Source organism: Rhodococcus sp. 06-1474-1B (assembly GCF_002258885.1).
GTDB classification, from domain to species: domain Bacteria; phylum Actinomycetota; class Actinomycetes; order Mycobacteriales; family Mycobacteriaceae; genus Rhodococcoides; species Rhodococcoides fascians.
Genome location: NZ_NOYR01000023.1, coordinates 520,618 through 545,729 on the forward strand (window position 1 = coordinate 520,618; position 25,112 = coordinate 545,729).

The 25,112-nt window shown below is 65.7% G+C and carries 18 protein-coding genes; 13 read left to right on the top strand and 5 right to left on the bottom strand.

Translation table 11 applies throughout. The features are described from left to right. Positions 1–6: 6 nt before the first annotated feature. From CH266_RS12715 to CH266_RS12725, 3 genes are all read left to right on the top strand, one after another. Positions 7–1,710 (top strand): ABC transporter substrate-binding protein, encoded by a 1,704-nt coding sequence (locus CH266_RS12715; protein ID WP_094715381.1) that lies wholly within the window; start codon positions 7–9, stop codon positions 1,708–1,710. Continuing rightward, complete coding sequence (locus CH266_RS12720; RefSeq protein WP_094715382.1) at positions 1,707–2,264, top strand: adenine phosphoribosyltransferase; 558 nt, start codon at positions 1,707–1,709, stop codon at positions 2,262–2,264. The genes CH266_RS12715 and CH266_RS12720 overlap by 4 nt, the downstream gene beginning before the upstream one ends. A 206-nt stretch (positions 2,265–2,470) precedes the next feature. Further along, positions 2,471–4,819: a RelA/SpoT family protein gene (locus tag CH266_RS12725; protein WP_441347056.1), complete on the top strand. Its 2,349-nt coding sequence runs from the start codon at positions 2,471–2,473 to the stop codon at positions 4,817–4,819. Positions 4,820–4,891: 72 nt separating this feature from the next. Here the strand turns inward: CH266_RS12725 and CH266_RS12730 are convergent, their stop codons facing one another. Together CH266_RS12730 and CH266_RS12735 are read right to left on the bottom strand one after the other, a co-directional pair. Next, complete coding sequence (locus tag CH266_RS12730; protein ID WP_052068830.1) at positions 4,892–5,689, bottom strand: peptidylprolyl isomerase; 798 nt, start codon at positions 5,687–5,689, stop codon at positions 4,892–4,894. After that, positions 5,686–6,549 carry a peptidylprolyl isomerase gene (locus CH266_RS12735; protein WP_027496954.1) on the bottom strand — a complete coding sequence of 288 codons (864 nt, stop codon included), beginning with the start codon at positions 6,547–6,549 and terminating at the stop codon, positions 5,686–5,688. Before CH266_RS12735 ends, CH266_RS12730 begins: the two co-directional genes overlap by 4 nt. 191 nt (positions 6,550–6,740) lie before the next feature. On the opposite strand from CH266_RS12735, the gene CH266_RS12740 reads away from it, so the two are divergent. The 3 genes from CH266_RS12740 to CH266_RS12750 are packed head-to-tail and all read left to right on the top strand — an operon-like array spanning position 6,741 to position 9,335. Further along, a complete protein-coding gene (locus CH266_RS12740; protein ID WP_094715383.1) occupies positions 6,741–7,433 on the top strand; it encodes an MBL fold metallo-hydrolase in 693 nt (230 codons plus the stop codon). A 2-nt stretch (positions 7,434–7,435) separates the two neighbouring features. Next, positions 7,436–8,707, top strand: coding sequence for a histidine--tRNA ligase (hisS, locus tag CH266_RS12745; protein ID WP_094715522.1), 1,272 nt, complete (start codon positions 7,436–7,438; stop codon positions 8,705–8,707). Continuing rightward, positions 8,697–9,335 carry a hypothetical protein gene (locus tag CH266_RS12750; protein WP_094715384.1) on the top strand — a complete coding sequence of 213 codons (639 nt, stop codon included), beginning with the start codon at positions 8,697–8,699 and terminating at the stop codon, positions 9,333–9,335. Before hisS ends, CH266_RS12750 begins: the two co-directional genes overlap by 11 nt. A gap of 13 nt (positions 9,336–9,348) precedes the next feature. Here the strand turns inward: CH266_RS12750 and CH266_RS12755 are convergent, their stop codons facing one another. Continuing rightward, positions 9,349–9,819 (bottom strand): DUF3237 family protein, encoded by a 471-nt coding sequence (locus CH266_RS12755; protein ID WP_094715385.1) that lies wholly within the window; start codon positions 9,817–9,819, stop codon positions 9,349–9,351. Positions 9,820–9,947: 128 nt separating this feature from the next. Here CH266_RS12755 and CH266_RS12760 point away from each other — a divergent pair, with 128 nt between their 5' ends. Further along, positions 9,948–10,976: an Rv2578c family radical SAM protein gene (locus tag CH266_RS12760; RefSeq protein ID WP_094715386.1), complete on the top strand. Its 1,029-nt coding sequence runs from the start codon at positions 9,948–9,950 to the stop codon at positions 10,974–10,976. Positions 10,977–10,987: 11 nt separating this feature from the next. On the opposite strand, the gene ypfJ is transcribed toward CH266_RS12760, so the two are convergent. Further along, the gene (gene ypfJ / locus CH266_RS12765; protein WP_032372495.1) at positions 10,988–11,905 is read right to left on the bottom strand and encodes a KPN_02809 family neutral zinc metallopeptidase; all 918 of its coding nucleotides are present in this window, start codon (positions 11,903–11,905) and stop codon (positions 10,988–10,990) included. Positions 11,906–12,074: 169 nt separating this feature from the next. Here ypfJ and aspS point away from each other — a divergent pair, with 169 nt between their 5' ends. Beyond that, positions 12,075–13,862 carry an aspartate--tRNA ligase gene (gene aspS / locus CH266_RS12770; RefSeq protein ID WP_032372494.1) on the top strand — a complete coding sequence of 596 codons (1,788 nt, stop codon included), beginning with the start codon at positions 12,075–12,077 and terminating at the stop codon, positions 13,860–13,862. Between the two features lie 81 nt (positions 13,863–13,943). Here aspS and CH266_RS12775 read toward each other — a convergent pair whose 3' ends face one another. Further along, positions 13,944–14,978, bottom strand: a complete 1,035-nt coding sequence (locus CH266_RS12775; RefSeq protein WP_094715387.1) for a hypothetical protein — start codon at positions 14,976–14,978, stop codon at positions 13,944–13,946. Between the two features lie 230 nt (positions 14,979–15,208). Between CH266_RS12775 and CH266_RS12780 the strand changes: the two genes are divergently transcribed. From CH266_RS12780 to CH266_RS12800, 5 genes are all read left to right on the top strand, one after another. Continuing rightward, positions 15,209–18,598 carry a transglutaminase family protein gene (locus tag CH266_RS12780; RefSeq protein ID WP_094715388.1) on the top strand — a complete coding sequence of 1,130 codons (3,390 nt, stop codon included), beginning with the start codon at positions 15,209–15,211 and terminating at the stop codon, positions 18,596–18,598. Positions 18,599–18,724: 126 nt separating this feature from the next. Further along, positions 18,725–21,409: a circularly permuted type 2 ATP-grasp protein gene (locus CH266_RS12785; RefSeq protein WP_032370481.1), complete on the top strand. Its 2,685-nt coding sequence runs from the start codon at positions 18,725–18,727 to the stop codon at positions 21,407–21,409. Next, a complete protein-coding gene (locus CH266_RS12790) occupies positions 21,406–22,314 on the top strand; it encodes a transglutaminase family protein (protein WP_032370482.1) in 909 nt (302 codons plus the stop codon). The genes CH266_RS12785 and CH266_RS12790 overlap by 4 nt, the downstream gene beginning before the upstream one ends. A gap of 153 nt (positions 22,315–22,467) precedes the next feature. Then, positions 22,468–23,637: a kinase gene (locus CH266_RS12795; RefSeq protein WP_027496966.1), complete on the top strand. Its 1,170-nt coding sequence runs from the start codon at positions 22,468–22,470 to the stop codon at positions 23,635–23,637. Between the two features lie 133 nt (positions 23,638–23,770). Further along, positions 23,771–25,078: a replication-associated recombination protein A gene (locus CH266_RS12800; protein WP_371828011.1), complete on the top strand. Its 1,308-nt coding sequence runs from the start codon at positions 23,771–23,773 to the stop codon at positions 25,076–25,078. The last annotated feature ends 34 nt before the right edge of the window (positions 25,079–25,112 follow it).

Sequence of the window (25,112 nt, forward strand, 5' to 3'; positions counted from 1 at the left end):
TGGAGAGTGCACGTGGAACGTAGGTGGAGCGCGGCACTGCTGGCAGCGGGTCTGGCCGCAGCGTCGCTCACCGCATGTTCGGCCTCGGAGGACAAGGTGCCTTCCATCGGGTACTCGTTCGACAACGTGGTGAACAACTACAACGCCAGGACCGTCGCCGGGGCCGCGTCGGGAGCGCGTCAGGCGTTCACACGAGTCCAGGTCGGGTTCAGCTATCTCGGACCGGACGGTGATGCGCTGTCGGACAACGACATCGGTACCGTCGCGGTCGTGCCAGGGGACGTTCTGACGCTGCAGTACACGATCGCGCCTGCGGCCAAATACTCCGACGGCGCACCGATGGCGTGCGATGACCTGGTGCTGGCGTGGGCCGCCAACAGCGGCCGGTTCGCCACCGACCGTCCCCTGTTCGACGCGGCGTCGACGGCGGGATACTCCGACATCGCGAGCATCGACTGCGTCCCCGGGTCCAAGGACGCCACCGTCGTCTTCGCCCCGGGCCGTAGCTACCAGAACTGGCGAGCTCTGTTCGGTGCCACCGATCTTTTGCCCGCACACGTGGCTGCGCGCGCGGCCGGGGTACCGAACGTCGTCGATCCCATAGTGGCCGGCGATGACGGTGTCGTCTCTCGGATCGCCGATTTCTGGAACACCGGGTGGACGTTGACGCCCGGTTCTGTCGACACGTCTCTGTTGCCGTCGGCCGGTCCGTACCGCGTCGACTCGTACACCGCCGAGGACGGGTTGGTTCTGGTCGCGAACGACGCCTGGTGGGGCATTCCGCCGGAGACGCAAAGAGTCGTGATCTGGCCCAAGGGCACCGACGTCCCGGCCAAGATTGCCGATGGATCTCTGGACGTGATCGACCAGGGTGCGGGCGCGATCGATCTGGGTTCTACCGAGGGGTTCGAGACCGTCACGGAACCGTCGCGAGGCGTCGAGCAGCTGACGTTCGCGACCCAGGGCGCGCTGGCGGAGGCGAGTGCTCGCCGGGCCGTGGCCGCATGCATCCCGCGAACGGACCTGTTCGACACACTCGGGCACCCTGGCTTCGAGGCACCGCCGGCCGGGCCCGGCTCCGGGGTCGTCGATTCTCGGCTGATGCAACCGGACACACTGGTGTACCCCTCGGTGGCTGCGACGGTCGGGGACCGGTACCAGCGGTCGGACCTGGACCGCGCGGGCAAGGAACTGGCCGCATCGGGTAGCAGTGCGCTGACCGTACGCGTCGGCTACCTGGCACCGGACGCGCGCCGCGCTCAGCTGGTCAGCCGAATGGCGACCGATTGTGCGGCGGCGGGGATCACCGTCGAGGACGCGAGCTCACCGGAGTTCACGCCGTCCGCGCTTCGTGCCGGAACAGTGGACGCCGTTCTCGGCGGCGCGGGGTCGCTGCCAGGGCCGACCGGCTCGGCGTCGTCCGTCGTTGCACGGTACTCGTTGCGAACCGGTATCGGCCTCAACGTGGGCGGGTACAGCAACGGGCGGATCGACTCGATCGTCGACCAGCTGGCGGTGACCGACGATCCCGAGCGCGTGCTGGCGTTGGCGACCGAGGGCGAGAACATTCTGTGGAACGACATGCCGTCGCTTCCGCTGTACAGCGAGCCGCGCACCACCGTCGTGAGCGACGGTATGCAGGACGTCGTGGCCAACCCCACGGCGGCCGGTGCCGGCTGGAACATGGATCGGTGGGTACTTTTGAAATGAGCGATGCGACAGTGGCTCAGGACGGCGGGGTGCGCGGTGATGCCGTGTCGGCCGTGCATCGGCTGACGCGGTGGGTGGACGATTTTCCCGTGGACGGGGTGCGGTTCGGCGACCTGACCCCGGTGTTCGCGGAGGGGCCCGCGTTGCGCAGCGTCGTCACGGCACTGGCGGAGGGTTTCGAGAACGTCGATCTGGTGGCCGGCATCGATGCCCGAGGGTTTCTGCTGGGAGCGGGCGTGGGACTCGAGCTCGGTTGCGGGGTGCTCGCTGTACGCAAGGCGGGCAAACTGCCGCCGCCCGTGCACTCGCGAACCTACGATCTCGAGTACGGAACCGCGGAACTGCAGATTCCGACCTCCATCGAGCTGGCCGGTCGACGGGTGCTCGTGGTCGACGATGTCCTCGCCACCGGCGGTACCGTCGATGCGACAGCTCGGTTGTTGGCCGAGCAGGGCGCGGTGGTGGTCGGGGCGACCGTGGTGTTGGAAATCGAGGCGCTCGACGGCCGCAGCAAGTGCAGTGACTACCCGCTCGCCTGCCTGGTTCGAGTCTGAGGACTAAAGTCGACTGATACAGCGTCGACCGGATCTGTCCTGGCGTCGGCGCGAATGTGTGGCAGGAGGTGATGAGAGTGACCCGTTACATCGATCAGCCCTTGCCCGAGCGGCCCGCAGTCGCCGATCGGCCGGGAACCGGTGCGGATTCGGTCGCGTCCGGCGATACGAGCGCGGTCGTCGATACCGCAGTGGTCAACGATCCGGTGGTGGACAGACCGGGCGTGCGCGAGCCGGGGTCGAGTGATTCGGCGCAGGCCGGCGACCAGGCGCCGTCGGGTGCACGCAATTCGGCACCCGTGCCCACCTCGGCCTCCCGTCGAGTTCGGGCGCGGCTCGCTCGTCGCATCACGGCCGGACGCAGCGCGGCGGTCAAGCCCGTCCTCGAACCTCTGGTCAGTCTGCATCGCGAGCTGTATCCCAAGGCCGATCTGACGCTGCTGCAGCGGGCCTACGACGTCGCGGACGAGCTGCATTCCACGCAGATGCGCAAGTCCGGCGATCCGTACATCACCCATCCACTTGCCGTGGCGAACATCCTCGCCGAACTGGGTATGGACACCACCACGTTGGTTGCGGCGCTGCTGCACGACACGGTGGAGGACACCGGCTACTCGTTGGCCAAGTTGACCGAGGAGTTCGGTGACGAGGTGTCCCATCTTGTCGACGGGGTCACCAAGCTGGACAAGGTCGTACTGGGGACGGCCGCCGAGGGCGAGACCATCCGAAAGATGATCATCGCGATGGCGCGGGACCCGCGGGTGTTGGTCATCAAGGTCGCCGATCGACTGCACAACATGCGCACGATGCGATTCCTGCCCCCGGAGAAGCAGGCCCGCAAGGCCAAGGAAACACTGGAAGTCATTGCGCCGCTTGCTCATCGGCTGGGTATGGCCACCGTCAAATGGGAGCTCGAAGACCTGGCCTTCGCCATTCTCCATCCCAAGAAGTACGACGAGATCGTTCGGCTGGTCGCCGATCGGGCACCATCCCGCGACACGTACCTCGAGAAGGTACGGGCCGAGATCAACGCCACACTGGCGGCATCGAGAATCAGCGCCGTCGTCGAGGGACGTCCCAAGCACTACTGGTCGATCTACCAGAAGATGATCGTCAAGGGCCGCGACTTCGACGACATCCACGACCTCGTGGGAGTGCGCATTCTGTGCGACGAGATTCGCGACTGCTATGCCGCAGTCGGCGTCGTGCACTCGCTGTGGCAGCCGATGGCGGGCCGCTTCAAGGACTACATCGCGCAGCCACGGTACGGCGTCTACCAGTCGCTGCACACGACGGTGATCGGGCCCGAGGGCAAGCCACTCGAAGTGCAGATTCGCACCAGGGACATGCACCGCACCGCGGAGTTCGGTATCGCTGCTCACTGGCGATACAAGGAGACCAAGGGCAAGCACTCGCAGGACAACGCCGAGGTCGACGACATGGCGTGGATGCGCCAGTTGCTCGACTGGCAGCGTGAAGCGGCCGACCCGGGCGAGTTCCTCGAGTCTCTGCGCTACGACCTGGCGGTCAAGGAAATTTTCGTCTTCACCCCGAAGGGCGATGTCGTCACGCTTCCCGCCGGATCGTGTCCGGTCGACTTCGCCTATGCGGTGCACACCGAAGTGGGTCACCGCTGTATCGGAGCCCGGGTCAACGGTCGCCTGGTGGCACTCGAACGAACCCTCGACAACGGCGAGGTGGTCGAGGTCTTCACGTCCAAGGCCGTCACGGCCGGGCCGAGTCGAGATTGGCAGGGCTTCGTCGCGTCACCGCGTGCGAAGACCAAGATCCGTCAGTGGTTCGCCAAGGAACGTCGCGAAGAGGCCCTCGAAGCCGGTAAGGACGCCATCGCGAAAGAGGTCCGTCGCGGCGGACTTCCGTTGCAGCGCTTGATGAATGCCGAGTCCATGTCGGCCATCTCCCACGAACTGCGGTACGTGGACGTGTCGGCGTTGTACACCGCGGTCGGTGAGAACCACGTTTCTGCTCGCCACGTCGTGCAGAGGCTTGTCGCTCATCTCGGTGGTGTCGGTGACGTCGAGGAAGAGCTCGCGGAGCGCTCTACGCCGTCGACCATTCCGACCAGACCGCGTCAGGTCGGAGACGCCGGGGTACTGGTCACCGGTGCCGAGGGTGTCGTGGCAAAACTTGCCAAGTGCTGCACCCCTGTACCCGGGGACGAGATACTCGGGTTCGTCACCCGCGGCGGGTCGGTCAGCGTCCACCGCACCGACTGCACCAATGCGCGGTCGCTCGAGGAGCAGTCCGAGCGCTTCATCGAGGTGCAATGGGCACCGTCGGCCTCCTCGGTGTTCCTCGTGGCCATTCAGATCGAGGCCCTGGACCGGCATCGGTTGCTCTCGGACGTCACGAAGGCTCTGGCCGACGAGAAGGTCAACATCCTCTCGGCATCCGTCGCGACGTCGGGTGATCGGGTGGCGATCAGCAAGTTCACGTTCGAGATGGGTGACCCCAAGCATCTGGGGCACGTGCTCAACGTCGTGCGCAACGTGGAGGGCGTGTACGACGTGTACAGGCTCACCTCGGCGGCCTGACCGAATTCCGACCCGATACGACAACAGGGTGAGCAGAAATTTCTGCTCACCCTGTCCTCGTCGTGCGGTACGTCAGGTTGCCGAGGTGATGACCACCGGATTCGCCGGCGCTCCGTCCTCTGCACCGCCGCTGACTCCACCGGCCGCAATGGCGTCCAGGGTCTGCAGGCCGGCATCGGAGATGGTGCCGAACACCGTGTACTGCGGCGGCAGCACCGAGTCGGCGTACACCAGGAAGAACTGGCTGCCGTTGGTGTCAGGGCCTGCATTGGCCATGGCCAGGGTGCCACGGGGGTAGACGACCGGGTTCTGGGCCTGCGCGGGATCGTCGGCGAACGCCGTTGTGGGGTATTCGTTGGCGAAGCTGTAGCCGGGGCCGCCACGACCCGATCCCGACGGGTCGCCGCATTGCAACACTTCGAGGCCGGGGGAGGTGGTCAACCGATGACACGGTGCGCCGTCGAAGTAGCCCTGCTGAGCCAGGCTGACCACACTGTTGACGGCGCACGGGGCTTCGGTACGGTCGAGCGTCATTCCGATGTCGCCCTGGGTCGTCGACAGCGTCACGTCTACCGTTCCGAAGACGTCGATGTTCTCGGTCGGAGGCGGAGCAACCTCCTTGGCGGCCGGAGACTCCGCCGGGTACGCACACGAGACCGTATCGGTGGTCGGCTGCGGAACGGGCGGCAGCGCACCGAACCGCGACAGATTCAGCGGCGGCCGCGGGGTGGTCGTCGTGGCCGCCGTCGAGGCAGCGGTCGTCGAACCGGCCGGAGTGGGCGTGGCAGCGGTCTCCGTCGATCCGGAGCAGCCGGCGATAAGAAGTGCCGCAGCGGAGGCTGCGATCACCAGACCGGGTACGCGTGTCACAGGTCGCTCTGCATCGAGGTGATGTCTACCGGCTCGGCCGGTGCGCCGTCGGAGGCACCGCCCTGCGCCCCCTTGGCCGCGATGGCATCCAAGGTGGCGAGACCGGTCTCGTCGATCGTGCCGAAGGCGGTGTAGGCGGGCGGGAGTTGCGAATCGCCGTAGACGAGGAAGAACTGGCTGCCGTTGGTTCCCGGGCCGGCGTTGGCCATCGCCAGGGTTCCGCGGGGATACAGGACAGGAGTCTGCGCGGCAGGATCGCCCTCGGCGTACGTGTCGGTGGGGAACTCGTCGGCGAACTGGTAGCCCGGCCCGCCACTACCGGAGCCGGTGGGATCGCCGCACTGCAGCACCTGCAGGCCGGCACCCGTCGTCAGGCGGTGGCAGGTGGTGCCGTCGAAGTAGCCCTGATTGGCCAGGGACACGAAACTGTTCACCGTGCACGGGGATTCGGGGTTGTTCAGTGTCAGGCCGATGTTGCCGGCGGTCGTGGCCATGCTGTAGCTCAAGGGCTCGTCGCTGGTGGGGATGTTCTCGGTGCGGGGAGGGGTGTTGGGCTTGGCGGCCGGCTGCGCGGCGGCAGGGTAGGAACAGTTCACCGTCTCGGGCAGCGGTTCCGTACGGCCCGCAGCGATGATCGAATCGGCCGGTGCAGACGTGGTCGAGTCCTGCGCCGTGCTCGCGTCGTCGTCACCGCGGGTCACCACGAAGACGACCGAGACAACGGCCACGACCGCAACCACACCGAGGATGGAGCCGGCGATCGTCAACTGCTTCCGACGTCGTGCTCGCTCTGCGCGTCGTACGAGTTGGCGTTCGAGCTTTCGCTTGGCAGCCTCGCGCCGTTGCTCGTTGCTGGGCAATTCGTGTCCTCCCGCTTGTCCTGGTTCGACCACGCCTGCTCGCTGAGCGGGTGGGTCGTGTGGTAGCCGGCCGACAATCGGCCAACGCGAGTTTGCCATCATTGCCTGAGAGCATGCTGGGGGGACCCGACGAGAACCTCCCCACTAAGCTGGCTCGGTACTTCGGCCTCTGCCTCTTAGGAGCGATTGTCTTGCTCGTCACCGGATTCCCCGCAGGAATGTTTCAGACGAACTGCTACATCCTCGCTCAGGACGACGCATCCGAGTGCGTCGTGGTCGATCCCGGCCAGGATGCCGTCGATCCGTTGGTCGACTTCCTGACGCGATCCTCGCTGACCCCGACAGCGGTGCTGCTGACCCATGGTCATCTGGACCACACGTGGTCCGTGGAGCCGGTCTGCTCGAAGTACGGAATCCCCGCATACATCGCGCCCGAGGATCGATACATGTTGGCGGACCCGATCAAAGGGACCGGTCCGACGCTCGCTGCCGTGCTCGGCGACCTCGAGTTCCACGAGCCGGACGAGGTCATCGAGTTGGCGCACGAGCAACGTCTGAGCCTCGCGGGAATCGACTTCACGGTCGTGCACACTCCAGGGCACACGCAGGGCTCGGTGGTGTTCCTCACCGAGGCCAACGGTCCCGACGGGACGGTTCCGTTGGCGCTGACCGGCGACACCTTGTTCGCCGGGTCGATCGGCCGGACAGATCTGCCCGGCGGCGACCACGATCAACTTCTACGGTCCATCGCGTCGCGGTTGCTGCCGCTGCGCGACGAGACCGTCGTGCTCCCCGGACACGGCGGACAGAGTTCCATCGGTCAGGAGCGCGGGTCCAATCCGTTCCTCGTTGGACTCGGCGACCCCGAGCAAGGAAAGCTGTGACCGTGAGCAAGCCGACCACCTTTTCCGCGCCCAAGGGCATTCCCGATTACTTCCCCCCGAATTCGGCCGAATTCGTCGCTGTCCGTGAGGGCCTTCTCGGTGCGGCGCGCGCCGCCGGGTACGGCCACATCGAACTCCCGATCTTCGAGGACACCGGGTTGTTCGCCCGGGGAGTCGGCGAATCGACCGACGTGGTCAGCAAGGAGATGTACACCTTCTCCGACCGCGGCGATCGGTCGGTGACTCTGCGTCCCGAGGGGACTGCGGGCGTCATGCGTGCGGTGATCGAGCACGGCTTGGACCGCGGGGCGCTGCCGGTCAAGTTGGCCTACGCCGGGCCGTTCTTCCGGTACGAGCGCCCGCAGGCCGGCCGCTACCGCCAACTGCAGCAGGTCGGTGTCGAGGCGATCGGGGTCGACGACCCGGCGTTGGACGCCGAGGTCATCGCCGTGGCCGATGCCGGGTTCCGCGCCCTCGGTCTCACCGGTTTCAGGCTCGAGATCACCTCGCTCGGCGACGACACCTGCCGCCCGCAGTATCGAGAGTTGCTGCAGCAGTTCCTCTTTGCGCTTCCGTTGGACGAGGACACGCGTCGACGCGCCGAGATCAACCCGCTGCGGGTTCTCGACGACAAGCGGCCGGAGGTCCGCGAGATGACTGCCGACGCGCCGTTGATGCTCGACCATCTCTCCGATTCTGCGAAGCAGCATTTCGACGAGGTGTTGGCCTACCTCGATGTGATGAATGTTCCGTACTTGGTCAACCCGCGCATGGTTCGTGGGCTCGACTACTACACGAAGACGACGTTCGAGTTCGTGCACGACGGCCTCGGGGCCCAATCGGGCATCGGCGGCGGCGGCCGCTACGACGGCCTGATGGAGCAGTTGGGCGGGCAGGCGCTGTCGGGTATCGGATTCGGGCTCGGTGTCGATCGCACCGTTCTCGCGTTGGCCGCCGAGGGCAAGACCGCAGGCACGACGTCGCGGTGTCAGGTGTTCGGCATCCCGATGGGTGCCGCGGCCAAACTCGCGATCGTCGACATCGCAGCTCAGTTGCGTGAACGTGGCATCGCGGTGGACATGGCGTACGGAAATCGCGGCATGAAGGGAGCGATGAAAGCGGCTGATCGTTCGGGAGCCCGATACGCGCTCGTGCTGGGCGATCAAGAGCTGTCGGCCGAATCCATCGTGGTGAAAGACCTTTCGAACGGCGAGCAGGAGACGGTCGCGTTGGCCGACGTGGTCGACGTCCTCGGAGTGCACCTTGGCCGATGACCCTCGGCCCTCGGCGGGTCCGGTAGCCCTCGATCTGGTCTCGGCGGAGTTTCTCGCGCCGCGGTTGCGCAAGATCGTGGTCGGTTCGCTACTGGTCGGGGTCGTGCTGGGCGTCGTTCTGGCGCTCGTCGTCCCCGTGTGGGTGGCAGTCCTCGTCGGAGTGATCGTCGGTGGTCCGGCGGCGCTGTCGGGTTGGCTGGGATTGCGCCGCCGGGTGTGGCTCGACGGGCCACGGCTGTGCACTCGGGGACTGCGTACCCGACGGCTGAACATGCCGGAGGTGGTGACGGCGGAAATGACCATCCGCACGGCCGGAATCGACCAGATCTCGCTGCGGCTCTACGACGGTCGTACTCGTATCGTTCTGCCGTTGGCGCTCTACACCAGGGGCGGCGGCCGCGAACTGCCGATTCTTGCGTTGCGCACGCTCGCCGATTCGCTGTGGACCACCGAACTCGTTCCCGCGGCGGCCATCGCGTCGGTGCTGGTGGATCAGCTGCGGGCCGAGGCTCGCGACGCCGGGCTCGACGAGCGCCCTCTCTACCGAGCGATCGAACTTGTTCGCAGCAAAGGTCGCACTCCGCATGCGACGTTGACCGACCGGGAGGTCGCGCAGCTGCTCGGATGAGAGCGGACGGCTCTCAGGTCACCAGGAATGCGTCGAGCACCACGGCCTCGGCCGATCGTGAGCCGGAGGTGACGACGAGGGCCCGGTTGAGGTACGTGAACTTCGGAACAGCGGTCGACACTCGCAACGTGCCGCGGAAGTAGTAGGTCGCCGGGTCGACCTCTCGGCCGGGATCGTTCAAAGCGTTGATGACCTCGGCCGGTCCGAACTGGACTCCACGATAGTCGAGCGAAAGGTAACCGCCGGTTGCCAATTCGAGGACGAGATCGCTGCTGAACTCGGTGCACCCGTCGGGCCGGGTGACGCTGACGACGGTCGATCGAGCAGCAAGAGTGCCCTCGATGTCGGGGCCGGGTGCGGCCCCGCCGAGGACGGTGGCGACGACTCGGTCGCCTTCGGGCACCGAACCGATCTCGATGGCCGGTCCCAGGGTGAGGCCCAGGCGCAGAATGGGTTCCAGGGTCGGTGTGTTCGGGGCGGTCACGTGCGGTGCACTCCTAGGATCGACTTCGGGCCCTACGCTATCGCTTGTCGGCTGCCGGACCCGACCGGGGGATGCGGGGGAGCGATGCCGACCTTGACACGGCATAGAACAAATGTTCGACTGTGTGCATGCGATGGGCCGGTCAGACTCTCGATGCCGCAGACGAGGGCGCGCTACCGGGGCTGGAACGGTCCGGGCTCGTCCGCAGCGTGCAGACCCCGGAGTTCGAGGGCATCACATTTCACGAGGTGCTGTGCAAGAGTGCCCTGAACGAGGTTCCGGGCGAATCGCAGGTGCCGTTCTCGTGGACCGTCAATCCGATGCGCGGATGCTCGCATGCGTGCCGGTACTGCTTCGCGAGGCCGACACACGAATACCTGGACCTCGATTCCGGCAACGATTTCGACTCGCAGATCGTCGTCAAGACGAACGTTGCGGCAGTCCTCCGCAAAGAGCTCGCACGTCGATCCTGGAAGCGGGAGCCGGTCGCGCTGGGGACCAACACCGATCCCTATCAACGCGCCGAGGGGCGATATCGGTTGATGCCCGGCATCATTCGCGCGTTGACCGAGTCGGGTACGCCGTTCTCGATCCTGACCAAGGGAACGCTGTTGCGACGGGATCTGCCGCTGCTGACCCTGGCTGCACAGAAGGTCGACGTACACGTGAGCATCAGTTTGGCGATCCACGATGCGGATCTGCAGAAGCAGCTCGAACCCGGAACACCAAGTCCGCGAGCACGATTGGACCTCATCCGCGCTGTGCGGGATGCGGGACTCGACTGCAGTGTGCTGGTGGCTCCGGTCATTCCGTTTCTCACCGACGGAGCCAGACAACTCGACGGGCTGATCGCTGCGCTGGCCGAGGCCGGGGCGACGACCGTCACGGCGCTGCCGATGCATCTTCGATCGAGCACCAAGGACTGGTACATGAGCTGGCTGGTGAAGGAGCACCCGGCGTTGGTACGCAGATACCGCCAGCTCTACGGACACGGGGCGTACGTCACTCCGGAGTACAAGCAGTGGCTGAAGGCGAGAATCGATCCGCTGCTCGACACCTACGGTTTCGCCGCCGACCAGATTCGCGCGTTGCCCGCGAACGAGCCTGCCGAACCCCGCGGGTTGGTGACCTCGGGGCCGGCACTCACGCTGTTCTGAGTAGTACTGGTTCAGGGATTGTCGAGGTCGCGAGCCGAGAACGTGTCGCAGGCCGCCACTTGTCCGGTCTCGTAGCCGGTGGAGAACCACGCCTGGCGCTGGGCGGACGAGCCGTGCGTCCAGCCCTCGGGGTTGACCCGGCCGGTGGACGCCTGCTGAATCCGGTCGTCGCCCACCGACGACGCTGCCGACAGGGCATCGTCGATATCGGTGGCGGTCAGCGGTTCGAGGAACGGGACGCCGGTGTCCGGGTCGACGGTCTCGGCTGCGTAATGCGCCCAGATTCCGGCGTAGCAGTCGGCTTGCAACTCCACCTTGACGCCGCCGGACTCGGGTCCCTGCGGATCGGCCTGCGCGCGGCCTATGTCGCCCAGCTGATTCTGGATGTGGTGGCCGATCTCGTGCGCCACGACGTACTCCTGCGCCAGGGGGCCGCCGCTGGAGCCGAATTGATCGACGAGGACCTGAAAGAAGCTCGTGTCGAAATAGGCGGTGGAATCGGCCGGGCAGTAGAACGGACCGACGGAGCTGGTCGCGTTACCGCACCCGGTGTTCGTAGCGCCGGAGAACAACCGCACGTCCGGCTGGACGTAGGCGACGCCGGTCTGCGACTGCAATTGTGATTCCCAGACGGTGTCCAAGCTCGACGCCGTGAACCCGATACGGCAATCGACGCTGCTGTTCGCCTCTGCGACGGTGCATTCGAGAGTTCCCGACGACCCGGAGCCGTTCTGCCCGGCGGAACTGTCGCCGCCGCTGATCTGGTTCAGGATTGCGCCGGGATCGCCGCCGAACAGCAGTGCAAGGACGATGATGACCAGTCCACCCGCTCCGCCGCCGATGGCCAACTTGCCTCGTCCGCCGCCCCCTCCGCTACCGCCGACGGAAACTCGGCCCGGCTCCATTTGCGAGCCTTCTCTGAACGTCATGCTGGAGTTCCCCTCCGCCGAGCCCGCATACTCCGTGCGAACCGATACCGCCGTTGTCGGCCCTAGCTTCGCATGCCGGGACGGGATCTCGTTTCCTTCTGCGGCGATGCGCTCCGTAGGATCGAGGATCGAACAACACGATCAGCGGATTTTTCTCGAAAGGACACCCGTGCTGCGCACCCATCTCGCCGGCTCATTACGCCCCGAGCACGTCGACCGAACTGTGACGTTGACGGGATGGGTGGCCCGTCGACGCGATCACGGTGGCGTCATCTTCATCGATCTGCGTGACGCGTCCGGTGTGTCCCAGGTCGTGTTCCGTGAGGGTGCTGCGCTCGAGCAGGCCCACCGACTGCGCGCCGAGTACGTGGTGAAGGTGACCGGCAAGGTCGAGGGTCGTCCGGAGGGCAACGCGAACTACGAGATCCCCACCGGCGCCATCGAGGTCGAGGCATCCGAGATCGAGGTGTTGTCCGAGGCCGCACCGTTGCCGTTCCAGCTCGACGATCAGCCCGGTGAGGAAGCACGCCTCAAGTACCGCTACCTAGACTTGCGCCGTGAGGGCCCCGGCCATGCCATTCGACTGCGTTCGCACGTCAACGCCGCCGCCCGATCGGTTCTGGCGCACCACGAGTTCGTCGAGGTCGAGACCCCGACGCTGACGCGTTCCACCCCCGAAGGCGCACGGGACTTCCTCGTTCCCGCTCGTCTGCAGCCGGGTAGCTTCTACGCACTGCCGCAGAGCCCACAGCTGTTCAAGCAGCTGCTGATGGTCGGCGGTATCGAGCGGTACTACCAGATCGCTCGCTGCTATCGAGACGAAGACTTCCGTGCCGATCGTCAGCCCGAGTTCACCCAGCTCGACGTCGAGATGAGCTTCGTCACCCAGGACGACGTCATCCTGTTGGCCGAGGAAATTCTGGCGTCGCTGTGGAAGCTCGTCGGGCACCACTTCACGGCACCCATCCCGCGGATCACCTATGCCGAGGCCATGCGCCGGTACGGCTCCGACAAGCCCGATCTTCGATTCGACATCGAACTGGTCGAGTGCACGGACTTCTTCTCCGACACCACGTTCCGCGTCTTTCAGGCTCCGTACGTCGGTGCGGTCGTCATGCCCGGTGGTGCGTCGCAGCCCCGTAAGCAGCTCGACCGTTGGCAGGAATTCGCCAAGCAGCGTGGCCACAAGGGCCTGGCCTACGTGCTGGTCGGTGAGGACGGCACCCTCGGCGGCCCGGTCGCGAAGAACCTGACCGACGCCGAACGGGACGGCCTCGCTGCGCACGTCGGCGCGAAGAACGGCGACGCGATCTTCTTCTCCGCCGGTCCGGTCAAGGCCTCCCGCGGACTGCTCGGCGCCGTCCGCGGCGAGATCGCACGCAAGCTCGACCTGATCGACCCCAAGGCGTGGGCGTTCGTGTGGGTCGTCGACGCGCCGCTGTTCGAGCCCACGTCCGACGCCACCGCCAGTGGCGACGTCGCCGTCGGGTCCGGGGCGTGGACGGCCGTGCACCATGCGTTCACGTCGCCGAAGCCGGAGTCGATGGACACATTCGACACCGATCCGGGATCTGCTCTGGCCTACGCCTACGACATCGTCTGCAACGGAAACGAGATCGGCGGCGGCAGTATTCGTATCCATCGCAAGGACATTCAGGAACGAGTGTTTGCGATCATGGGGATCGGCAAGGAAGAGGCCCAGGAGAAGTTCGGCTTCCTTCTCGATGCCTTCAGCTACGGCGCGCCGCCGCACGGCGGAATCGCGTTCGGTTGGGATCGCATCACCGCGCTGCTCGCCGGAGTCGATTCCATCCGTGAGGTCATCGCATTCCCCAAGTCCGGTGGCGGCATCGACCCGTTGACCGACGCGCCTGCACCGATCACCGCGCAGCAGCGCAAGGAATCGGGCGTCGACTTCAAGCCGGAGAAGAAGGAAGAAGCGCCGACAGAGGCCTAGCTTCCACTCGAGGTCCGCAAGAACGAATGTCCCCGTAACGCAGTGCGTTACGGGGACATTCGCGTCTGTCGTGGTGCGAGATCAGCGCGCGGGAGTCAGGGGCCCGCCGGTGAGTACGCGGTAGGCGTAGTTGGTGGCGATCACCGAGACCGGAAGGGTGATGAGCAGACCGAGGCCGCACAGCACAATGCCGACGAAGTTGATGGCGGCGAGGGCCAGCAACAGCAGCAGGACCGGGCCGAAGTTCTTGACCGTCAGGTCTATAGACGACTTGATCGACTCGATCGCCGACTGGTTGCGATCGATCAGGAAAGTCAGTGCGAAGTTCGCGAGGAAACCGATCACGATCAGCAGGACGGTGCCCAGGAACGGAACGAAGCTCAGCACGACGCTGGCCACCGTCCAGATCACAGCCAGTACCGCAATCTGCGGAACGTTCGTGAGTTGGAAGAACCTGCCGAACGTCGGCTTCTGTGGCCCACCCGTTTCGTCCAACGCTCCCCGTACGTATGCCGCATTCACGAAGTAGGACACGAATGTCGCGATCGTGGTCACCACCAGGAATACGCCCGACGTCGCCGCGACGGCAGTACTTTCACCTCGGTCGGCGGCAGCGACCGCGGCCGTCAGGGTCGACGCGAACGTGACGATGAACACGGCGACGCTGACCGCCCACACGATGGCCGTGATACCGAGCCACGGTCCGGTGTTGGCCTTGAACTTTTCGAAGCCGTAGCTCAGTGCGGCACCGACGTCGAGTCGACCGGGGTTGGGTCCGAGAGGTGTCTGTCCGTAGTTCTGATTTCCGTAGTTCCCGTAGTTCCCGGGCGGCGGTGGGTAATTGCCGAGCGGGGGTGGATAGCCACCGGGCGCACCCTGAGGTGGGTAGTTTCCGGGCGGCGGTGGGTAGTTTCCGGGAGGGGGAGGATAGCCGCCCTGAGGCGGGTAGTTGCCTTGGGGCGGGTAGTTGCCGGGCGGGGGAGGGTAGCTGCCCTGAGGCGGGTAGTTGCCGGGCGGTGGGTACCCGCTTCCCGGTGTCTGCGGCGTGTTCGGGTCCGGCTTGTCCGGGTTGGGTCCGCGACCGTATTGCGGTCCGTCGGGCGGGTTTTCACTCACGATTCACCCTTCATGTCTGGCGTGGTACGTCGACGATTCGTCCGCATTTTCGAAGCTGAACGAACCGTAGACCGCTGAGTTGTGTCAAGGCGTTCGACACGTGGACGGTCGTGCGGGCCCGAATACCGTCGGGCATCGTCGATGGTTCGAATTCTTGCCGAGCGCACCGGGCCGGGGCCCACTAGGGTTGTTGTTTCTACCCATACCGGGACTATCACGAGGGGCTCGCCGTGGGCATCAAGGTTGCACTCGAACATCGCACCAGTTACCGATTCGACCGCACGGTCAAGATCTTTCCGCACGAGATCAGGCTGCGACCGGCACCGCATTCGCGCACTCCGATCGAGGCGTATTCGCTGAAGATCGAGCCGGCCGAGCATTTCGTCAACTGGCAGCAGGACGTCTTCGGCAACTTTCTCGCCCGCGTGGTGTTCCCCGAGCGAACCGACCATCTGTCCATCACGGTCGGACTCGTTGCGGACATGGCGTCGATCAATCCGTTGGATTTTTTCGTCGAGGAATGGGCGGAGCACTTCGGCTTCGCATACGAGGAACACGATCTGCCCGATCTCGAGCCCTATCTTCGCCCGGTGGACGAGGACAAGGCCGGTTCCGGGCCCGGGCCGGTCGTGTCCGCGTGGGTGGAGAAGCTGCAGGCCGCCGTCGTCGAGCGCGGAGAATCGTTGCGCACCATCGACTTTCTCGTCATGGCCAATCAGGCCGTGATGGCGGACGTCGGCTACTCGGTGCGGATGGAGCCCGGAGTGCAGACCCCGGACCTGACGTTGACGTCCGCCGTGGGATCGTGCCGTGACTCCGCGTGGTTGCTGGTGTCGGTCCTTCGTCAGATGGGCCTGGCCGCGCGTTTCGTCTCGGGTTACCTCGTCCAATTGTCCTCGGACGTGAAATCGCTGGACGGTCCGTCCGGGCCGGTCGAGGACTTCACCGACCTGCACGCCTGGACCGAGGTGTACCTCCCCGGTGCCGGTTGGGTCGGAATGGACCCCACCTCGGGCCTGTTCGCCGGCGAGGGTCACATTCCACTGTCGGCCACGCCGCATCCGTCGACCGCGGCCGCGATCTCCGGCGCGACGAGCAAATGCACAGCCGAACTGGACTTCTCGAACACGGTGGTGCGTGTTCACGAGGATCCGCGCACAACGTTGCCCTACACGGCCGAGCAGTGGGACGCGATCGAGGCCACGGCCGAGAAGATCGACCGGCGCATGCTCGACCAGGACATTCGATTGACCGTCGGTGGTGAGCCGACGTTCGTCGCCATCGAGAACCAGGAAGCGCCCGAGTGGAACACCACCGCAGACGGTCCGCACAAGCGCAAGCTGGCCAGCGTTCTCGCAGAACGACTTCGAACCATCTACGCGCCCGACGGCATGGTCCAGCGCAGCCAGGGCAAATGGTATCCCGGTGAGCCTCTCCCACGATGGCAGGTGGGTTTGTTCTGGCGCACCGACGGCCAGGCACTGTGGCACGACTCGGACCTCATAGCCGATCCGTGGTCGGCGGACGATCTGCGTCCTGATCCAGTCGACAATTCCGTATCGCAGAAGCTGATCGACCGACTGGTCGACGGATTGGGTCTGCCCGCCTCGCAAGCGCGTCCGGCCTACGAGGACCCGCTCGTCAAGCTGTTGGATCTGGTGCGTCAGCCCTACGGGGATCCGCCGGCCGACGCCGACGATCTCGAACCGGGGACAGATTCCGCAGCTGCGAGAAGGCTTCTCCTCGAACGGCTCGACGCCAGTACCGACGAACCGGCGGCATTCGTGTTGCCGATCTCGCGGACCGAGGACGGCACTGGCTGGCAGAGCGCAGACTGGAAGCTGCGACGTGGGCGAATCGTGTTGTTGGAGGGGGATTCTCCCGCCGGGCTCCGTCTGCCGCTACGAGCGATCTCGTGGGACGGGGGTCCGGTCGAGAACCCGGCCGATCCCACCGCACCGAAACCCGATCTGCCGACCCCGCAGCTGACGCAGCAACCACCCCGGGCCGTCGACCCGGCCGAGTCACGCTACGCGCAGGCGGTGCGGGAGACGTCCGGAGTGGGTGGAACTGCGGTGACCGCACTGGTCGCCGAGGTACGCGACGGCGTACTGCACGTGTTCATGCCGCCGATGGATCGATTGGACGACTTCGTCGATCTGGTCTCTCGGGTGGAGCGCGCCGCATCCGCGATCGAGACACCGGTCGTCCTCGAGGGTTACGGCCCGCCTTCGGATCCCCGTATCCAAACCCTCACGGTCACTCCGGATCCCGGGGTCATCGAGGTGAACGTTCAGCCGACGTCGTCGTGGGCGGAGCAGAACGAGCTGATGGAGCGCTTGTATCTCGAGGCGCGTAAATCACGGTTGAGTACCGAGGGTTTCGACAACGACGGCACCACCCGGGGCACCGGCGGTGGCAACCACATCACCCTGGGTGGCGTCACACCGTCCGATTCGCCGGTGCTGCGCCGACCGGACCTGCTGGTGTCTCTGTTGACACACTGGCAACGTCACCCGTCGCTGTCGTACCTGTTCTCGGGTCGATTCATCGGTACCACCTCGCAGGCCCCCCGAGCCGACGAAGGTCGTGAGGAGTCGCTCTACGAGCTCGAGGTTGCGTTCAGCGAGATCAAGCGTCTGACCGGTGCCGACCGTTCGGCATCGCCGTGGGTCGTCGATCGGGCGCTGCGGCACCTGCTCACCGACATCACCGGAAACACGCACCGTGCCGAGTTCTGCATCGACAAGCTGTACAGCCCCGACTCCACCCGCGGCAGGCTCGGTCTGCTCGAACTTCGCGGATTCGAGATGCCGCCGCATCATCAGATGGCGATGGTGCAGTCCTTGCTCGTGCGCTCGATGGTCTCGCGATTCTGGGATACCCCGCTCGAAGCACCACTGATTCGGCACGGTGCCAACCTGCACGGTCGATACATGTTGCCGCACTTCGTGATCAATGATATCGGCCGGGTCGCCGAGGATCTCCGTGACCACGGCATCGAATTCGATACCAGCTGGCTGGACCCGTTCACCGAGTTTCGTTTTCCGCGCATCGGTACCACCGTCGTCGGCGATGCCGAGATCGAACTGCGCGGTGCGATCGAGCCGTGGAACACGCTCGGGGAGGAGTCGACGTCGTCCGGCACGGCGCGTTACGTGGATTCCTCGGTCGAGCGCATCCAGGTTCGCGTTGCCGGTGCCGATGTGGGCCGCTACCTGTTGACGTGCAACGGGGTGCCGGTACCGATGTTGCGTACCGAGCGACAGGATGTTCAGGTCGCCGGAGTGCGCTATCGCGCCTGGCAACCGCCGAGCGCGCTGCATCCCACGATCGAGGTACAGAGTCCCTTGCGATTCGATCTGGTGGAGATGCAGACCGGGCGCGCAGTCGGTGGGTGTTCGTATCACGTGGTGCACCCCGGCGGTCGGTCCTACGACGGTCCACCGGTCAATTCGGTCGAGGCAGAAGCGCGACGCAACGGCCGGTTCGAGGAGGGCGGGTTCACGTCCGGCAAGGTGGACATAGCAAGATTGCTCGAGATGCACGCTCGCCAAGCGATCGACGTGACTGCGCCCGGCATGCTGGACCTGCGCCGGACCGGGGTTCACACGTCCTGAGGCGGGCAGAAAAGAACGAGTCGACCGGTAGCGATTGCGGTCCGACGCGGAACGGGTGGATTCGGCAACGACCACACCTCATCCGGCGACGGAGTGTGATCGACCGACGGAAGGAACAACGGCTCGATGGTGCCCGTGGATACCGCTCACAGTGAGGCGGGCCGCAACGAGACGGCGGCCGGTGCGCCCGACCCCGTGTCTCCCGACCTGGTGTCACCGTGGCTCGAATACCACGGTCGACGTGAGGCCGTGACGGGTCGTAGAGATCTGTTCGACGAGATGCTCGGTGCCGACGACACGGTGCGTCCGCACTGGGCGGAGCTGGTCGACGGTATGCGCGACGCCGGCCCGGGTGCGATGCAGACGTTGCAGTCTCGGGTCAGCCGGCTGGTCGACGACCACGGAATCACCTACAACCCGATTCCGACGGGCGGCAACGAGCCCGGGCCCAGTTCCGTGCGGTGGGGACTGGACAGCGTCCCGTACGTCGTTGCAGCGGACGAATGGGATCGGCTCGAAGCGGGGCTGGTCCAGCGTTCGCAACTGCTCGACGCCATCCTGACCGACATCTACGGAGCGCAGGAGACAGTCCGGCGCGGTCTGATTCCGCCCGAGCTGATCTTCGGCAACCCCGGCTATCTTCGGCCTGCTCATGCCATCACCGTTCCGGGTCCGCATCAGTTGTTCATGCACGCAGCCGACATCGCGCGCGGGTCCGACGGCCGGTTCTCGGTCGTTGCGGATCGCACTCAGGCACCGTCCGGGGTGGGGTATGCGCTGGCCGATCGCCGAGTGATGTCGCGGGCGATGCCCGAGTTGTTCCAGGCGAGCAATCCGAGGCCGTTGTCGACATTCGCTCGGGCGATGCGCTTGGCTCTGCGTGACGCTGCACCCGCGTCCGCCGAAGATCCTGTCGTGGTGGTGTTGACGCCGGGTTCGCATTCCGAGACGGCATTCGACCAGGCTTATCTGGCAACGGTTCTGGGCTTTCCGCTCGTCGAGAACGCCGATCTGGTGGTGCGGGACGGCTGTTTGTGGATGCGTTCGCTCGGCACACTGCGTCGGGTGGACGTGGTGTTGCGGCGCGTCGACGCCGAGTTCGTCGACCCGCTGGATCTGCGCCCGGATTCACACCTGGGTGTGGTCGGTCTGGTCGAGGTCCTTCGGCGCGGTGCGGTGAGCGTGGTCAACACTCTCGGTAGCGGAGTCCTCGAGAATCCCGCACTGACACCGTTGCTGCCGGCGTTGAGCCGGGCTCTGCTGGACGAGGATCTGGCTCTCGACTCGGTTCCCACGTACTGGGGTGGAGACCCAATCGCGCTCTCACACATACGAACTCGGTTGCGATCACTGGTGTTGAGATCCACGGTCTCGCGACGTGCGGTCGTGGGTCACGATCTCACCGAGCACGCGGCCCGGGCGCTGTGGGACGAGGTCGAGGCAGCTCCGTGGAAATGGACCGGTCAGGAAGTGCCGGAGTTCTCGCTGGCTCCGGTGGGTTCGTCGTGGGGCAGCGGGTCGGGGGAGCAGTTGGCGGTTGCTCCGGCCCAGGTCGGAATGCGCTTGTTCACCGTCGCGCAGCGGGTCGGCTACACCCCGATGCGAGGCGGTCTCGGTCAGGTCATGATCACGGCGCCGGTCACCGAACCACTGATCACCGTCGCGTCCAAGGACGTGTGGGTCAAGTCGGTGGAGAGGGTCACTCCGGCCGATTCGGCTCCGCACACCCCGCCTGCCACGGTGGAGGAGTTGCCGCAGTACGCCGCGTCCAACGTCGAGGTGGTCAGTTCCCCGCGTGTGCTGGGCGATCTCTTCTGGTTCGGTCGGTACAGCGAACGCGCGGAGGACATGACGCGTCTGCTCATCGCCGCCCGGGAGCGGGATCAGGACTATCGGTCGATGCCGTGGCTCGACGGCAGCGACAGCCTGCCGATTCTGCTGGAAGCGGTCACGAAGGTATCGCGCACGGGACCGGGATTCCTGGACGAGACGATCCGCGCCGATGCGATGGCCGAAATGCGCTCGCTGATGCTCTCGGTGGAGCGCCTCGGTTCACTGGCGCAGTCGGTCGACCGGATGCAACAGGCAGCTCGTGCGGTGCGCGATCAACTCTCGAACGACACCTGGGCAGTGCTCGCTCGCATCGACACCGCGCTCGAGGAGTTGGGCGAGTCGGCCGTCAACAACGGTGCCCAGTTGGCTGCATCGCAATCGAGCGTGCTGCGTGGTCTGCTCGCGCTGTCCGGACTGGCGTCGGAGTCGATGGTTCGGGACGCCGGTTGGTACCTGATGGACGCGGGCAAGCGAATCGAGCGGGGATTGCAACTGACAGCGTTGCTGTCAGCGACACTGAGTCACGCCCTGACGCCGTCCACCGAACAGGCGGTCATCGATTCGGTGCTGTCTGCGGCAGAGTCCTCGGTGATCTATCGCCGACGCAACAGTGGTCGTGCACGGCCGGCTGCAGTTGCGCAGCTGCTGCTGTTCGACGCCGGCAACCCTCGCGCACTGGTGTACCAACTCGACCGCCTTCGTGACGATCTCGGGGCGCTACCGGATGCGTCCGGTAGCTCGCGGCCCGAACAGCTCGTCGAGCAGATGCGGGTTCGGTTGCGGCGCGTCGACCCGGGTGATCTGGAGTCGGTCGACGCCACCGGGCGGCGGGTGGAACTGATCGATCTCGTGGACGGTATTCACGATTCGCTCGAAGAACTGTCCCGAGTTGTTCTCGCGACGCACATGTCGCTGCCGGGCGGTACCCAGCCGCTGTGGGGCAGCGTCGGTGCGCGGATCGGAAGCGGGGCACGATGACGAGTCGTCGGTACCGAATCAAGCACATCACCACGTACACCTACTCCGATCGCGTCACGTCGTCCTACGGGCGAGGATTTCTCGCGCCGCGGGACATGGACGGGCAGCACTGCGTCGAGAAGTCGGTCACGGTGGAGCCGCCACCCACCGATCAATCGTTCGGCGTCGATGTCTACGGCAACGAAGACGTGTACTTCCACGTGACCAACGATCACGAGAAGCTGGTCGTCACGGCGGATTCGCTCGTCGAGGTGTACCCGCGGCCGGTGGACGAGACCACGTCGTGGCCTGCGACTGCCCCGTGGGAATCGGCCCGGATGGCCATGTTCGACCCCACCAGGACCGATGCAGCGGAGTCGGCACGTTCACCGGCGGTGGAGTTCGCCCTCGATCTGCCGACGCCGGAGATCACGGACGAGGTGCGAGCGTACGCCGCGCCCAGTTTCACGCCGGGGCGTCCGCTCGCGGACGTCATCGTCGATCTGACGCACCGAATCTTCACCGACTTTCGGTATCTGTCCGGGTCCACGACGGTATCGACCACCGTGGTCGACGTCCTCGCCGCACGTTCGGGGGTCTGTCAGGACTTCGCTCGGTTGGCCATCGCCTGTCTGCGGTCGCAGGGGTTGGCGGCACGGTACGTGTCGGGCTATCTCGCCACGGAACCGCCACCGGGCAAGGAACGCATGATCGGTGTCGATGCGACCCACGCGTGGGCCGCGGTGTGGATGCCCGACGACCGCTGGCTGGCCTTCGATCCGACCAATGATCAGCTGGTCGACGAGCGGTACGCGACGGTCGCCTGGGGCCGCGACTATGCCGACGTTCCGCCGTTGCGCGGGGTCATCTACACCGAGGCCGAGAAGAGCACGATCGCGGTGTCGGTCGACGTTGCACCGATGTAATTCGCGCTGCATACTTTGGTGGCTTCGGGGTAACCGGCCAGCTGGTCGGGTCTACGAATGGGATCTCGAAAGCCGCAAAACGGACAATCGTGTCTCTTTCGTAGCCGGCGACACGGCACAGTACGACGTAGCGAACAGGTAGCTTGGACAACGATGACCGCAACACTTGCAGACCCTGTATCCGAGGTAGTGGCAGCAGCCCAGCGACTACTGACCAAGCGCACCGGGGCACCGGTGACGCTGATCGATCCCGTCGACCTCGGGGGTAGTGGCCAAGCCATCGTGTTGCGAGTGAAGGTGTCCGAGAATCCTTTTCAGCTTCCGCGAACCCTTGTCATCAAGCAGGTGCGCGATCTTCCCGGAGAATCGGAGCTGCATTCCGAGCTCACCGATGTCGCCGGGTCGAGTGCATTTCTACGCGAGGCCGCCTCGTACCAGTTCGCGAATGCGCTGGCCACCGACAGCAGGCCGGGGCCGGAGCTGCACGCCTACGATCTCGATGCTCGGCTGTTGATTCTGAGCGACCTCGGTGACGCCAGTGCGATCCCCACGCTGCTGCGCAGTTCCGACGCATCGATGGTCACCAACTCGTTGATGGCCATGGCTCAGGCGCTCGGGCGCATGCATGCGGCAACCGTCGGCCGCGAGGACGATTTCGCAGCATTGCTCCGGCGGGTCGGGCAGCCCGACTCTGCAGACGGGATTTCCGCGCAGATACCCGACGCCCTCGCCGCGGTACCCGGCATGTTGACCGGATTGCTCGGAGTAGGGGCGCCACCGGACGTCCTTCTCGAACGGGTCTCGCGCAGCGGACGGCTGTTCGCACACGGCGCGTTCCGTGCCTTCAGCCCGTCGGATCTGTGTCCCGACAACATCATCGTCAACGACGAAGGCGTTCGATTCCTCGACTACGAGTGGGGCGGTTTTCGAGACGCCACTCTCGACATCACGTACGCGTTGGCGTCGTTCCCGGGGTGTCTGTGCAGTTTCGAGCTCTCGCACGATCGCGAGCAGGCCATGATCGACGCGTGGCGTTCGGAGGTCGTCGGCATCTGGCCTGCACTGGCGGACGACCACGTGCTGGCGACCAAGCTGCTCGACGCGAGGTTGATCTGGGTGTGGCTGACCACGTACTGGTTCCTACCCGACGATCACACTCGAATTGCCGCGGCGCGCGCACACCAGCTGTCGGTACCGCGGTCGCAGGCGCTGATTTCGCGTTGGTCGGTGCTCCAGGACAGCGCAGTGCGTTCGGGAGAGCCCGATATCGCCGACTACGCCGAGTCGGTCGTGTCCGCTCTGCGCGCGAAGCGGGACCGCTGAGCGCGAACGCGTTCGCCTTTCGTACCGTCGAATCGGTAGCGTTCGACCGGTGAGCGGCGGTTTCGGAAGTGACATCTCGGACGACAAGTCGGACGGCGACGGATTGTTCGATCCGCCCGCGGCACCGGATCCGATGATCGACGAGCCGCGTCCGACTTCCACGTACACGCGACCCGACGCACCGCTCGCGGTACGCATGCGACCGACGACGCTCGACGAGGTCGTCGGACAGTCTCATCTGCTGGCACCCGGCGCACCGTTGCGTCGTCTCGTCGAGGGATCCGGAGCGTCCTCGGTGATGCTGTACGGCCCGCCCGGAACAGGAAAAACCACGCTGGCGTCGTTGATCTCGGGGGCGACCGGTCGCAAGTTCGAGGCGTTGTCCGCCCTGTCGGCCGGGGTCAAGGAAGTGCGCAACGTCATCGAACTCGCGCGCCGCCGGCTGTTGTCCGGTGAGCAGACCGTGTTGTTCATCGACGAGGTCCACCGTTTCTCCAAGACGCAGCAGGACGCACTGCTCGCCGCCGTCGAGAACCGAATCGTGTTGCTCGTGGCCGCCACGACGGAGAATCCGTCCTTCTCGGTGGTGTCACCACTGCTGTCGAGATCGCTGGTGCTGCAATTGCAGCCGCTCCGCTCCGAGGACATCGAACTGTTGCTGACCCGTGCGGCAAACGATCCCCGAGGCCTGGACGGTGCGGTGACCATCGCCGAGGACGCAATGGATCACCTGGTGCGGCTCGCGGCCGGTGACGCCCGCCGAGCGTTGACGGCCCTCGAGGCGGCAGCGGGTGCCGCAACCGACGGAACGCTGGACCTCGCGACGGTCGAGGCCAGTGTCGACAAGGCCGCGGTGCGCTACGACCGTGACGGCGACCAGCACTACGACGTCATCAGCGCGTTCATCAAGTCGATCAGGGGATCCGACGTCGATGCCGCACTCCATTACCTCGCGCGCATGATCACCGCGGGGGAGGACGCCCGTTTCATCGCGCGGCGGCTCGTCGTCCATGCGAGCGAGGACATCGGGATGGCCGATCCCACCGCACTGCAGACGGCCACCGCCGCGGCGAGTGCCGTGCAGATGATCGGAATGCCGGAGGCGCGACTGGCGCTGGCGCAGGCAACCATTCACCTGGCGACAGCGCCCAAGTCCGGTGCCGTGATCGGCGCCCTCGGAGCGGCCATGGCCGACGTCGCCGCAGGCAAGTCCGGATCGGTGCCTCCGCATCTACGCGACGGCCACTACAAGGGTGCCCAGGGGTTGGGCAACGCGGTCGGATACAAATACCCGCACAGCAGTCCGGGTGGCGTGCTGGGGCAGCAGTATCCGCCCGACGAACTGGTGGGCGTGAACTACTACGAGCCCACCGAACACGGTGCCGAGCGCGAAATCGCGACCAGGGTGGGGAAACTGCGGCGCATCATCCGAGGCCGATAGGCCCTCGAATCGGCACAGGGTCTGACGACGCTAA